Origin of the sequence: Stenotrophomonas sp. S49 (assembly GCF_016624905.1) — a bacterium.
Lineage (GTDB): Bacteria > Pseudomonadota > Gammaproteobacteria > Xanthomonadales > Xanthomonadaceae > Stenotrophomonas.
The window spans coordinates 16,190-28,657 of record NZ_JACVUD010000008.1 but is presented as its reverse complement, the minus strand read 5'-3'; the positions used below and the strand labels follow the sequence as shown (position 1 = coordinate 28,657).

13 protein-coding genes and 1 pseudogene are annotated in these 12,468 nt (G+C 66.2%); 6 read left to right on the top strand and 8 right to left on the bottom strand.

All coding sequences use genetic code 11. From position 1 onward, the window contains the following. Positions 1-273: 273 nt before the first annotated feature. Both IAE58_RS03060 and IAE58_RS03055 read right to left on the bottom strand, forming a co-directional pair. Positions 274-588, bottom strand: a complete 315-nt coding sequence (locus tag IAE58_RS03060) for an AzlD family protein (protein WP_199932362.1) — start codon at positions 586-588, stop codon at positions 274-276. Beyond that, the gene (locus IAE58_RS03055; RefSeq protein WP_199932361.1) at positions 585-1,319 is read right to left on the bottom strand and encodes an AzlC family ABC transporter permease; all 735 of its coding nucleotides are present in this window, start codon (positions 1,317-1,319) and stop codon (positions 585-587) included. Before IAE58_RS03055 ends, IAE58_RS03060 begins: the two co-directional genes overlap by 4 nt. A gap of 124 nt (positions 1,320-1,443) precedes the next feature. On the opposite strand from IAE58_RS03055, the pseudogene IAE58_RS03050 reads away from it, so the two are divergent. Continuing rightward, positions 1,444-1,893: pseudogene (locus IAE58_RS03050) on the top strand (Lrp/AsnC family transcriptional regulator); the annotation flags it as partial. A gap of 14 nt (positions 1,894-1,907) precedes the next feature. Here the strand turns inward: IAE58_RS03050 and IAE58_RS03045 are convergent. Together IAE58_RS03045 and atpC are read right to left on the bottom strand one after the other, a co-directional pair. Further along, complete coding sequence (locus tag IAE58_RS03045; RefSeq protein ID WP_199932360.1) at positions 1,908-3,413, bottom strand: DASS family sodium-coupled anion symporter; 1,506 nt, start codon at positions 3,411-3,413, stop codon at positions 1,908-1,910. A 63-nt stretch (positions 3,414-3,476) separates the two neighbouring features. Then, a complete protein-coding gene (gene atpC, locus IAE58_RS03040; protein ID WP_234412091.1) occupies positions 3,477-3,905 on the bottom strand; it encodes an ATP synthase F1 subunit epsilon in 429 nt (142 codons plus the stop codon). A 155-nt stretch (positions 3,906-4,060) separates the two neighbouring features. On the opposite strand from atpC, the gene IAE58_RS03035 reads away from it, so the two are divergent. After that, on the top strand, positions 4,061-4,672 hold the full coding sequence (locus IAE58_RS03035; RefSeq protein ID WP_199932358.1) for a hypothetical protein: 612 nt from the start codon (positions 4,061-4,063) through the stop codon (positions 4,670-4,672). A gap of 337 nt (positions 4,673-5,009) precedes the next feature. Here IAE58_RS03035 and proP read toward each other — a convergent pair whose 3' ends face one another. Continuing rightward, positions 5,010-6,497 (bottom strand): glycine betaine/L-proline transporter ProP, encoded by a 1,488-nt coding sequence (gene proP, locus IAE58_RS03030; RefSeq protein WP_199932357.1) that lies wholly within the window; start codon positions 6,495-6,497, stop codon positions 5,010-5,012. A 549-nt stretch (positions 6,498-7,046) separates the two neighbouring features. Between proP and IAE58_RS03025 the strand changes: the two genes are divergently transcribed. From IAE58_RS03025 to IAE58_RS03015, 3 genes are all read left to right on the top strand, one after another. Then, on the top strand, positions 7,047-7,463 hold the full coding sequence (locus IAE58_RS03025; RefSeq protein ID WP_108753241.1) for a host attachment family protein: 417 nt from the start codon (positions 7,047-7,049) through the stop codon (positions 7,461-7,463). A gap of 3 nt (positions 7,464-7,466) precedes the next feature. Continuing rightward, entirely contained in the window at positions 7,467-7,790 is a 324-nt protein-coding gene (locus tag IAE58_RS03020) for a thioredoxin family protein (RefSeq protein WP_199932356.1), read from the top strand. Positions 7,791-8,079: 289 nt separating this feature from the next. Continuing rightward, the gene (locus IAE58_RS03015) at positions 8,080-9,975 is read left to right on the top strand and encodes a DUF4034 domain-containing protein (RefSeq protein ID WP_199932355.1); all 1,896 of its coding nucleotides are present in this window, start codon (positions 8,080-8,082) and stop codon (positions 9,973-9,975) included. A gap of 143 nt (positions 9,976-10,118) precedes the next feature. Here IAE58_RS03015 and IAE58_RS03010 read toward each other — a convergent pair whose 3' ends face one another. Continuing rightward, on the bottom strand, positions 10,119-11,006 hold the full coding sequence (locus IAE58_RS03010; protein ID WP_199932354.1) for a carbon-nitrogen hydrolase family protein: 888 nt from the start codon (positions 11,004-11,006) through the stop codon (positions 10,119-10,121). Beyond that, on the bottom strand, positions 11,003-11,593 hold the full coding sequence (locus tag IAE58_RS03005; protein WP_199932353.1) for a GNAT family N-acetyltransferase: 591 nt from the start codon (positions 11,591-11,593) through the stop codon (positions 11,003-11,005). Before IAE58_RS03005 ends, IAE58_RS03010 begins: the two co-directional genes overlap by 4 nt. A gap of 75 nt (positions 11,594-11,668) precedes the next feature. Here IAE58_RS03005 and IAE58_RS03000 point away from each other — a divergent pair, with 75 nt between their 5' ends. Further along, a complete protein-coding gene (locus IAE58_RS03000) occupies positions 11,669-12,070 on the top strand; it encodes a ketosteroid isomerase-related protein (protein WP_108749756.1) in 402 nt (133 codons plus the stop codon). A 24-nt stretch (positions 12,071-12,094) separates the two neighbouring features. Here IAE58_RS03000 and IAE58_RS02995 read toward each other — a convergent pair whose 3' ends face one another. After that, positions 12,095-12,343 carry a hypothetical protein gene (locus IAE58_RS02995; protein WP_199932352.1) on the bottom strand — a complete coding sequence of 83 codons (249 nt, stop codon included), beginning with the start codon at positions 12,341-12,343 and terminating at the stop codon, positions 12,095-12,097. Positions 12,344-12,468 lie beyond the last annotated feature (125 nt).

Below are 12,468 nucleotides of genomic sequence, written 5' to 3'. Positions count from 1 at the left end.
CCGCGTGGCTCCCGGACTTGAACGTCTTGAACTGAGGCCGTCTTGTTGGCTCCGCCATAGTGATCGCCCATCGATACGCGCCATGCTGCGCTTCGGTTGACCGACAGGTTCAACCTGCGGATCGCGATCGGGCAATCAGAATGGTTTCAAACGCCTCCACAGCGGGTCCGATCAAGAGTGCGTCGTCGGTCGTGCCGGGGGGCGTGTGACGCCGGGCATGGCCCGGCGCTACCGTTGTGGGCAGGTAGCGCCGGGCCATGCCCGGCGGTCGGTTCAGCCGAGCACGTAGCGCAGCACGCCCGCCGAAACCACGCCGATCAGCACCGTGGGCAGCATCGACCAGCGCGTTGCCGCCAGCAGGGTGATGGCCAGCGCGGCCAGGTCGGCCGGATTATTGGCCACGAAGTCCGGTGCGATCACCGAGATCAGCACGCAGCCCGGCGCCGCTTCCATCACCGTAACCGCGCGCTTGCTCAGGGTGCGGTTGCGCAGTGCCAGGAAGCCGACGATGCGGGTCAGGTAGGTCACCGCAGCCATCAGCACGATGGTCAGCAGCGAGGTCCAGTGCAGCAGGCCGTCGAAGATCATGCCTCGTCTCCTGCCAGCCACCACGCGGCGGCCAGGCCAGCCAGCGCGCCGGTGGCCACGTACCAGGCACCCGGCACCAGCAGATAGGTGGCCGCCGCCACTACCAGGCTGACCAGCCACGGGCGCGCCGCGCGCATGCCCTGCCACATGCCGCGCAGCAGCACCAGGAACACCGCCGGGAAGGCCATGTCGAAACCGTAGGCGTGGATGTCGCCCAGCAGCGGGCCCACCAGTGCGCCGATGCAGGTGCACACCACCCACACTGTATACAGCCCGGTCGAAACACCCAGGTAGTAGGCCAGGCTGAACCCGAGGGCGCGCCGGCGCGCGTCGGCCACGCCCAGTGCCCAGCTTTCATCGCACATGAAGAACAGTGCCGGCAGCACGCGGCGGCGCGGCAGGTGCTGCAGCAGGGGTGCCAGGCTGGCGCCCATCAGCAGGTGGCGGCTGTTGACCAGCGCGGTGATGGCCACGATCAGCGCGATATGCGGCGGCGAGGTCCACAACTCGACGGCAGCAAATTCCGAGCCGCCGGCGAAGTTCAGGCCGGTCATCAAGGGCACTTCCAGCGCGCTCAGGCCCTTCTGTGCGGCCTGTGCGCCCAGCACCAAGGCAAAGGGCAGGAAGCCAACCATCACCGGAACGGCGGCGCGCAGCCCACGCAGAAATTCGCTGCGGGTGCTGGTCTGGCAGGCGGGGTCGGGCAGGGGCAGGGTAGTGCGGGTGTCCATGGAACGTACGTGCGTGGGGATGGCCCATGCTAGCGGGCGCGGCGGAGAATCGGGTTGCGTTGATGCGGCAGATGCGCCGGAATTCCGCATATGATGCGTCAAGACCGCGAAATGATGGAATCCGATGCTTGACGCCCTGGACAACCTGGATAAGCGCATCCTGCAGGCCCTGCAGCACGATGGGCGCCTGCAGAACCTGGAACTGGCGCGGCAGGTGGGCCTCTCACCCTCGGCCTGCCTTCGCCGCGTGCGCCTGCTGGAAGAGGGCGGCTACATCGACCGTTACGTGGCCCTGTTGAACCCGGCCAAGGTCGGGCGCGGGTTCACGGTGTTCGTGCGGGTGTGGCTGCGCGGCCAGGATGAGGACACCACCAACCACTTCATCAACAGCGTCAAATCCTTCCCGGAAGTGCTGGAGTGCCACCTGATGGCCGGCGACTGCGATTTCCTGCTGCGGGTGGCCGTGGCCGATCTGGATGCCTACCGGCAGTTCCAGATCCAGCACTTGAACCGCATTGCCGGGGTGCAGAACACCAAGACCGAAATCCCCATGCAGCGGGTGAAGCAGACCACCGCTCTAGCGCGGCATCACCACATGCCCAGCAGCTTCCACCACGCGCTGCCGACCAAGGCGAACACCAGCAGTTCCAGCACGCACATCACAAAGCCCACCCGCCACCACGTGCCCAGGGTGACGTAGCCGCTGCCGAAGATGATCGGCGAGGTGCCGGTGGCGTAGTGGGTCAGGGTCATCATGATGGCCGAGCCGGCCGTCATCATCAGCAGGAACGGCACCATGTACTCGGCCGGAATCAGCTGCACGCCCACGCCCAGGAAGGCCAGCAGCATGGCGCTGATATGCGCGGTGGTGCTGGCGAACAGGTAGTGCGAGAACACGAAGGCCAGCACCAGCACCGCGGCGATGGCCTGCCAGCCCATGCCGCTGCTGGCGATGGCGCCCTTCATGCCCTGCGAGAACCAGTCGATCACGCCCAACTTGTTCAATTGCTCGGCCAGCATCACCAGCGCGCCGAACCAGATCAGCGTGTCCCAGGCGCTCTTTTCGGAAAGCACATCGTCCCAGTTGATGGTGCCGGTGATGATGAGCACGAACAGGCCGACAAAGGCGACCACGGTCGGGTCCAGGGTCCAGGCGGGGCCGAAGATCATGGCCGGCACGTTCGCCCACAGCAGCAACAGCAGGCCGAAGGTGCCCAGCATGACCTTTTCTTTGGCCGCCAGCGGACCCATCGCGGCCAGCTCGCTGCGCGCAAACATGACCGCGTCGGGCGTGTGCTTCAACTGCGGCGGGCTGAGCAGATACACCACCAGCGGCATCAGCAGCAGGCACATCAGGCCGGGCAGCAGCATGCAGAGCGCCCAGGTGGTCCAGCTCAGCTGCAGCTGCTGGCCGCTGGCCTTGGCCACGAAATCCACCACCAGCGGATTGGGCGCGGTGGCGGTCAGGAACATGGCCGAGGTGATCGGGTTGGCGTGGTAGTTCACCAGCGCCAGGTAGGTGCCGACCTTGCCCTGGGTGCCCTTGGCCGGATCGGAATCGAAGGCGGTGGCGATCGAGCGCATGACCGGATGCACGATGCCGCCGCCACGCGCGGTATTGCTGGGGGTGAACGGCGCCAACAAAAGCTCGCAGACCGCGAGCCCATAGCCGATGCCCACTGTGCGCCTGCCCAGCAGCGCAATGAACATCAGGCCGATGCGGTTGCCCAGCCCGGTCTTCTTCAGCCCGCGGGAAATGAGGATGGCCACCACGATCAACCAGATCAGCGGGCTGGCAAAGCTGCTCAGTGCATCGGTGATGGCGCCCTTGGAGCTGTTGGACGTGACCTGCGAAAGCGAAACGATGACGATGGCCATCATCGCCATCACCCCGATCGGCATCACCTTCAGGATGATCGCCACGATGGTGGTCAGGAAGATGGCTACCAGCCGCCAGCCATCGGCGGTCAGGCCCTGCGGGCAGGGCAGCAGCAACAGGGTGACCAGCACCGCCGTGGTGATGAGGGCAGGCACCAGGCGGAACGGAACGGCCTGGTTGAAGTACTGCAGTGCGGCCTTGATGCGCTCGAGCATCGTTGCTTCCTTACCGGATGAGGGGAGGGCACGGCACCTGCCGCGCCATGATGGCACGGGCGATCAGCGCGGGCGTGACAGGCGCGCGGCCTGGGCCAGCTGCGCGGCCAGCTCGGCATGCAGCTGCGCGTAGTCCACATCGGTGAAGGCTGCAGCCATGGGCGAGTGCGCGGCGGCACGGGCCTCTTCGGCCAGGGCCTCGTCCAGTGAATCGCTGCGCGCGGCCAGGTCGGCCAGTACGATCACCCGGTCTGGCTGCACTTCCACGTAGCCGCCGCTCACGTGGATTTCCACCATGGCGGTGTTGTCGGCAGGAAACAGCCGCACCAGACCGGCGGACAGCGGTGCCATCAATGGGGTGTGGCCGGGCAGGAAGCCGAGGCGGCCGGCAGCGCCGGGTACGCTGGCTTCGCGCACATCGCCGTCCCAGTGCAGGCCATCCAGGCTGATCACCTGCAGGGCGAAGCTGGAACCAGGGGTTGCAACCGCCACGGGGACGGCGGGAATGGGGGAGGACATAAGACCGTGGTGCCGTGTGGGGACTTCAGGGTGGCAGCAACGGCGCCTGCGGGCCGTGATCTGGGTCAAATGCGGGGTGGATCGTGTGCGATCATCGGCGCATAGATCGCATTGCCAAGGGAGCTGCAATGAAAGAACGCAGGCAGGGGCCGTTGCAGGCCGCGTGCGCCGTGATGTTGATGATGCTGGCGGCCACTGCGGCCTCACAGACCACACCGGCAGAAGGGACGGCCGCGCCGGCCGAGGGCATCAGCTATGACAAGGCGCGGCGCACCGCCGAGGCCTCGCTGCGGCTGCACCCGGCCACCGACAGCACCTACGACTACCGCCCGCTGTGGGCCGGCAATGCCGATCTGGATGGCGATGGCCGCCCGGAGATCGTCTATGTGTACACGGCCGCGCAGACCGGCACGGCACAGCAGTTGAACGAGCTGGTGGTGATGACCGCGCTGGCCGACAACGACCCCCGCGCGCAGGCGCCGGCGCCCGGCAAGAGCGTGTACGACGATGAGACCTATGCGCTGATCCGTGCATCGGGGTATGCCGATGCGGCCAGCGTGCATGTGCCCGGCGAAGTGGAAAGCGTGACGTTCGACGCCGGGCGGATCGTGGTGGCGTTCAGCAGCGCACGGCCCACCCGACTGTGTGGCGCCGGCAAGGGCCGCACGGCGTGCCCGCCCGATGGGCGGCACACGTGGACCTACGTGTGGAACGCAGGGAAGCTGGCCCGCGCCGATTGACGGAATGGGCGGGGTCAACCCGCTTTTGTAGAGTCGAGCTTGCTCGACTGGCGGTGCACGTGCAGTCGAGCAAGCTCGACTCTACCTCGACTGTGCGTGCACTGGACCGCAGGGAAGCTGGCCCGCGCCGATTGACGGAATGCGCGGGGCCAACCCGCTTTTGTAGAGTCGAGCTTGCTCGACTGGCCGCGCACGTGCAGTCGAGCAAGCTCGACGCTACCTCGATTCCCCCGGTAGTCGCCAACCTTGGTTGTCGTGGGGTGGTCCACGCGTTCTGATGGGGATAGGCGCCGGACGCAGGTGCCAACCAAGGTTGGCACCTGACAGAGCGGGGTGGTCAGGCCGGGCGCGCTTGTTCCGGCTCGGCCGGTTCCGGCAGCGGCGGCAGGGTCGGGTCGACCGTCACCGGGATGTCGCTCTTCAGCAACGCAGCAGCTTCGCGGTCGCTGCCTACCGCCGGCGGCGAACCGCGCAGCGGCAGGCCGGCGGTCTCCTTCACGAACAGCATGGTGATCAGGCCGATCACCGCTGCGCCCATCAGGTAATACGCCGGCACCAGCGGGTCGCCGGTGCGCTCCACCAGCCAGGCGGTGACCAGCGGCGTGGTGCCACCGAACAGCGACACCGACACGTTGAATGCAATCGACAGCGCGCTGTAGCGCACCGGGGTATAGAACAGCGCCGGCAGGGTGGACGGCATCGAACTGGTGAAGCACACCAACGCCAGGCCCAGCAGCATCAGCCCCAGGAAGATCAGCCAGTCATTGCCGCTGCCGACCAGCAGCAGGCACGGCACCGCCAGCACCAACAGCGCGATGCAGGCGCCCATGATCATCGGCCGGCGGCCCAGTTTGTCACTGAACAATCCGCCCACCACGTTCAACGGCATCATCACCAGCATCACGATGATGATCAGCAGCAGCCCCTTGCTCTCGGCGTAGCCCATGGTAACGCTCAGGTAGCTGGGCATGTAGGTCAGCAGCATGTAGTCGGTCACGTTGAAGACCAGCACCAGGCCCATGCACACCAGCAACTGGCGGCCGTGTACCTGGAACAGCGCGCCCAGGCCCGGGCGCTCGTGTTCGCGCTTGTCGGCTTCCTCGGCGAAGGCGCGGAAGGCCGGGGTTTCCTCCAGCTTCATGCGCATGTATAGGCCCAGCAGGCCCAGCGGGCCGGCAATCAGGAACGGAATGCGCCAGCCCCAGTCCAGCATGTCTTCGCTGCTGAGCAGCATGTGTAGCGCGGTGACCGTACCGGCACCAGCGATGTAACCGCCCAGCGTGCCGAACTCCAGCCAGCTGCCCATCAGGCCGCGGTTGCGGTCGGTGGAATACTCGGCAATGAAGGTGGCCGCGCCGCCGTACTCACCACCGGTGGAGAAGCCCTGCACGATGCGCGCCAGCAGCAACAGCACCGGTGCCCAGATGCCAATGCGCTCGTAGGACGGAATCAGGCCGATGGCGAAGGTGCCCAGCGCCATCAGGATCATGGTGAAGGCCAGTACCTTCTGCCGCCCGTAGCGGTCACCCAGCGGGCCGAACACCAGGCCGCCCAGCGGGCGCACCAGGAACGCCACGGTGAACGTGGCAAAGGCCGCAATGACCTGCGCAGTGGGGTTGCTGGAGGGGAAGAAGACCTGGCCGATGGTGACGGCCAGATAGCCGTAGACACCGAAATCGAACCATTCCATCGCGTTGCCCAGTGCAGCGGCGCCAACGGCGCGCTTGAGCATGGGCTTGTCGACAACCGTGATCTCGTCAACGTTCAGATGGCGGCGGCGTTTGAACCAGCCGAAATGGGCATGGGCATCGGAGTTGTCCTGCATGGGGACTCCTTGTTTGGTGAATGCAGTGCGGAATAGACGGTGTGGTGTGTCCCGAAAAACGGAAACGGCGATGCGGGCGCAACTGGCGCAGGGGCATCGGGGCGGGAGGCCAGACGGCCAAGAAAGCGCGCAAGGGTAGAGTCGAGCTTGCTCGACTAAGCGCGAAACATGGGTGCAACGAGGTAGAGTCGAGCTTGCTCGACTACTCAACTAAGCGCGGGACGCGAAGAAGCGGTGTCTCAGGCCTGCACCATCATCCGCCGGGATCCAGCGCCAGGCGGTGGAATTTCGGGGCGGATGCGGTTGCGGCAAGCGAGGCGCCGGTCGGCAGTGCTTTCCACGTAACGGGCTTACCCGCGACGCAGTGGGTCGTGTCGATCATCCGTTCATGATAACGGTTACAGTGTGAGCGTGCCGACAATACGGCCGAACCAGACGCTGTGTTCCATCGCGCCTGTTCATGCTGACAACGATTGAACGCTCTGTGGTCGTGCTGCTCACACGCGATTTTCTACGGTGGGGCTGCAACGTAACCAGAAGGAATATCGCATGACCCGACGCATTCCCGAAGGCACCCTGGTGGTGGTGACCGATGGTGGTTCCGCACGTGTGTTCACCAACGTGGGCACCGAGCACCAGATCACCCTGAAGCAGGAAGGTGAGCTGCGCCTGGCCGATATCAGCGAACAGGGCGTGTCCGGGCAAGGGCCGTCTGGTGCCGTGCCGAAGGACATGTCGATCTCGCAGTTGAACGAAGCGACCTTCGCCAAGCAGGTGGCCGAACAGTTGAACGATGATGCGCTGAACAACCGGTTTTCGCATCTGATCTTGGTGGCCGACCCGATCACGCTGGGGCGCATCCGCCCGCTGCTGCATAAGGAAACGCAGGCGCGATTGCTGGATGATATCGCCAAGAACTTCACCAACGCGCCGCTGGAGGACATCCAGCGCGCCATCGCGGCCTGAGCCATGCCGTTCATGCGCAGCCATCTTGCTGCCGAGCCTGCGCCGGCCGATGTGCAGGCGCAGGCCGGCTGGCTGTTGTTGGAGTTCGGCGCGCCGTGGTGCGGCCATTGCCAGGCCGCGCAACCGACGTTGCAGGCGTTCGTGGATGCGCACGACCTGGCGCACTGGAAGATCGAGGATGGCAAGGGGCGGCCGTTGGGGCGCGCTTTTGCGGTGAAGCTGTGGCCGACGGTGGTGCTGCTGCGCGATGGCCAGGAGGTGGCGCGGGTGGTAAGGCCGGTGGAGAGTGCGGATCTGTCCACGCTGCAGGCAGCGCTGCCGACGTAGATTCGAGCTTGCTCGACTGCCGTTGCTCTTGCCGTCGCGTAGAGTCGAGCTTGCTCGACTGCTTTTGCTTTTGTAGAGCCGAGCCATGCTCGGCTGGAAGAGCAGTCGAGCAAGCTCGACTCTACCGCCGCGTGGGGCGCTCACTGGCGGCGCTATAATCCGCCCGTGCTGTCGCTCTGCTTGAATTTCAATGAACCCTCCGCTTTCCGCTGAACCGCCGCCGCGCCTTGCCGCGTCCGCACTCTGGGATGACCTGCTCGCCCACCGCTTCGCAAACGTCCAAGCTGCCTTGTCAGATCTGCTTGCCAGGCAGGACGCTGAAGGTGGCGCGCACGCGCTGGCTGTGCTTGTACCGCCGGCGTTGCAGCCGATCAACGCTCTCTGGCAGGCGCTGACGGTGTGGCAACGGCAATCGCCGCAGGCCGATGAACCGTTGCTGCTGGCTGCGCTGGTCTGGGACCGCATCGCGGTGGATGCGCGCGGCTCGGGCTGGTCGTCTGCGGTGGGCGAGGGCGCATGGTCCACTGTGCAGGCCGCGCAGACCGCGTTGTTCGTGCATGCCATTGCCCTGGCCGATCGCGGGCCGCTGTGCTGGCCGCTGCTGCACCAGCTGATGCGCAGCGTGGCAGCGCTGGGTGTCCCGGTGTGGATGAGCGACTGGATGCACGATGGTTTTCACCCGGCCGACGGCGCTGGCCCATGGCGCGACATGCAGGCGCTGCTGGATGCGTGGATGGCCGACGCCCCCCGCCTGCCGGACTTGCCGCAGCAGATACCTGCTGCTTGGGCCGCCGCCATTCCTCAGCCGCCGGAGTTTGATGCGAACGGCGAGGTTATCGACGATGGAGAGGACGCATCGGGCGAGGTGGCACTGGCCTGGTTGCAGATGGGACTTCAGGCCGCAGGGCATGGCCTGCCGCTGCTGGATACCTATGCGCGTCTGCGCACACCTCGATGGGGCGGCAGCCATGAGGAGATCCTTGCCTTGGCCGACGGTCCATTGGCTGAGAGTCTGGATGCATCGCAACGCAACCAGCTGCGGATGATCGCCTGGCTGGATGCGATTGACGTGGACAGCATCGACACCGACGATCGCGGCGCCGTGCAGCAGGCCTTTGCCCGCGGCATGGCGCTGTTGGCGCAGCCGCAGTCGGCGCTGGAGCGTACCGGCATCCATCTGCAGTTGGCCGAACTGGCCGCGCGGGTGGACAACACCGAGGTGGCGGCAGCGCACTACGCTGCGGCAGCCGACCCCAGTGTTCCGCGCGGGTTCGACGACCATCAGTTGATGCGCATGCTGCACGCTGCCGCCGCGACCGGCATGGGTGACTGGCTGGCGCCGGTGGTGGCCCGTCAGTGGCGCACGTCCGCGTGGGCGGCGGTGATGCACGGCGTGCTGCTGGACACCGGCTGGTGCGGAGCTCTGCGTGATACGGCGCAGGCCGAGGCGGCGTACCGGCAGGCGGGCGTGCTGATGGCTGTGCCTGAGCCGGGCGCGGACTGCCCGTTCAACGACGTGTATTACACCTTCGACGATGCCGAGCAGCACGGCGCGCTGCTGCATATGGCCCACGTGGGTGCGGAGCTGGGCTTCCCGGAGATGCAGGCGGCGCTGGGCTACCACTACTTTGAACATGCGCCGGCGTACGACCCGGCGCTGGCCATTCAGTGGTACAGCCGTGCTGCCGCGCAGGACAGTGGGCGCGCACTTTACAACCTCAGCCTGATCTACGACCGGGGTCCGGAGGAGGGCGGCATTGCCGGCATCGACGTTGGCGCGCTGGTGCACCTGTCCAACGCCTGCGAGCTGCGCTGCCTGGAACTGGCGGCGACGGAGGCGGAGTGGGGTGAGCGCATGCAGCGCCGCGTGCGCAGCTGCGTGGCCGGGGTGGGCTATTACCTGCGCACGCAGGTGCCTGCCGAAGGCCGCCTGCCGCGTCTGCTGGAGACGCTGGGTTTCTGGGCAGCCCACGATTGGACACGGGCGGCCTGGATGCTGGCGCAGTACTACGCCTCACGTAGCGATAGCGAATTTGATCGCGCAGTGTTGTGGGTCGAGCGCGCGTGCGCGCAGCAGCCGGAAGAGGATGACGTGCTGGCGCTACGGGCTACCCTGCAGCGCGGCCTGTTTGGCAGCCGACGCTACCGACAGGCACTGGAGCGCGTAGGCGACGGGGTTCTGTAGAGTCGAGCTTGCTCGACTGTTCTTGCCTTTGCGTAGAGTCGAGCTTGCTCGACTGCTTTTGCTTTTGTAGAGCCGAGCCATGCTCGGCTGGAAGAGCAGTCGAGCAAGCTCGACTCTACAAGAGCAGTCGAGCAAGCTCGACTCTACCGGGCGGGGTGCACGTGTATGTTGAGCTGCTCCGGCCAGTCGCGGTACAGGGCCACCTGGCCTTGGCGGCGCACGGCGGCCACGGCTTTCGCATCAATCTCCCCGATCAGCCAGCGGCTCTGTTCGGTGAACACCGCTTCGCTTTCGCACAGAACGCCGTTGGCCGGCATGCCGCGATCCGCCGGCACGTATAGCGCCGCGCGACCGAAGTTCACGTCTACCGAGGGGCTCCACGGCGCCAGACCGGCAGTGGCCGACACCAGTACCGGCATCTGGTTTTCCAGCGCCCGCGCCTGCGAACCGATACGCACGCGGTGATAGCCCGCCTCGGTATCGGTGCAACTGGGCGCCAGCAGCAGGTCCACACCGGCCTCGACCAACCGCCGTGCCAGCATCGGGAATTCGGTGTCGTAGCAGATCAGGATGGCCAAGGTGCCCAGCGGTGTATCGAACACACGCAGGCCGTCGCGGCCACCGGCAATATTCCATTCCTCGCGCTCGAAACGGGTCATGATCTGCTTGTCCTGGTGGCCCAGCAGGCCGTGCGGGCCGAACAGGAAGGCGCGGTTTCGGTAGCACCCATCGTCGTCCAGCACCGGTGCCGACCCCGGGCAGAACCAGATCTGGTGGCGCCGCGCGATCTGTTCGCACATTGCCTGCCAGCGCGGCAGCAGTGCCTGCATGCCGACGATCGATGCGGCCAGATCGCTGCGCTGCGCGGCAGGCAACTGGCCGGTCAGGGTCATGGCCGCGTACTCGGGCAGCAGCACCAGCTGCGCGCCGGCGGCGGCAGCTTCGGCTACGTGCGCATCCAGATGGGCGGCATAGTCGTCCCACTGTTCAATCAGTTCAATGGCGTACTGGCTGGCGGCGAAGCGGATCATGCGCGCAGGTCCTTCAGCCAGAACGACATCGGCTTGGCGCTCGCGTGGTCTTCGCCCACGTCGCGCCAACGGAAGGTGGCTTGCAGTTCGGGGTGGTGCACATAGCCGCGCTTGTGCCAGAACGTGTCCAATGGAACGTAGTCGTGCGGGCGGGCTGGGTGGTCCAGTGTGCGCTGCACGGCGCTGAAGCAGCAGATGTCGAAACCACCGGCCCGGCGCGCATGCGCTTCGCGTGCCTCGAAGAAGCGCACGCCCAGCCCCTGGCCGCGGTAGGCCGGCAGCAGCACCGATTCGCCGAAGTAGAAGATGCGCTGCGGGTTCCATGGGCCGTTAAGGAACGGCGCCTGGAACTCGTCGGTTTCTTCGCACAGGGGCAGGGCGGTCGACGCGCCCACCACGGTGTCGCCGTCCTGTGCCAGCACGATGATGCTGCCGGGGGCGGCGGCGTAGGTGGCCACGTAGTCGCGCTCGTAGCCCAGGTCGCCTTCGTACAGGTAGGGGAAGTCGCGGAAGACGCCGATGCGCAGGCGCGCCAGGTCGTCCAGATACGGGGCGGCGGCGGCCCCCTGCAGCGTGGTGATGCGCACGATCGCTCAAGCCCATGGATACTGGGGGTGAGTATAGGCTATGCTCCGCAGCCCGCCCACCCTCAGGACATTCCCATGAGCGCCACCGACGTCATCCACGCTTACTACGCCGCCTTCAACAGCGGGGACATCGAGGCCTTCGTGGCCCAGGTGACCGACGATGTGGTGCACGACATCAACCAGGGTGGCCGTGAAGTGGGCAAGGACGCGTTTCGTGCGTTCTGCCAGAAGATGGCCCGTTCCTACCGCGAGCAGCTGACCGATATCGTGGTGTTCGGCAATGCCGACGGCACGCGCGGTGCGGCCGAGTTCACCGTGAATGGCCAGTACCTGGCGACCGACGAAGGCCTGCCCGAAGCCACCGGCCAGGCCTACGTGCTGCCGGCCGGCGCCTTCTTCGAGATTCGTGATGGCAAGGTGGCGCGCATCACCAACTACTACAACCTGCCGCACTGGATCGCGGCGGTGGGCGGCTGAAGGCGGGCCCGGTCGCCCGGCGGTTCAATGCAGGGTGACCTTCAGGTACTGCTGGCGCAGCTCGTTCAGCAGCCGGCGGCCATGCTGGCTGAGCGCCATCATCGCCACGCTGATCTTCTGCACGTTGTAGCCCGGCCGCGCGTGCGCGGTGGGGTCGGCCGGTTCGTTGTCGCTGATCATCAAGGCCATGCCCTCGGCCGAACTGAGGGCATGGTCGATACGGGACAGCAGGGATTCCACTTCCGGGGTCAGGACAGGCGGTTGCGGTGACATGTGATGGCTCCTGGCAGGACAGGCCACCGGTAAGGTGGCGGGCGATGCGGGGTTGGAACTTCGGCTGAGTAGCGGGAAAAAGCCGAGGGCCATGCGGCCGCCGCGCACCGCCCGCCGTAGTTACG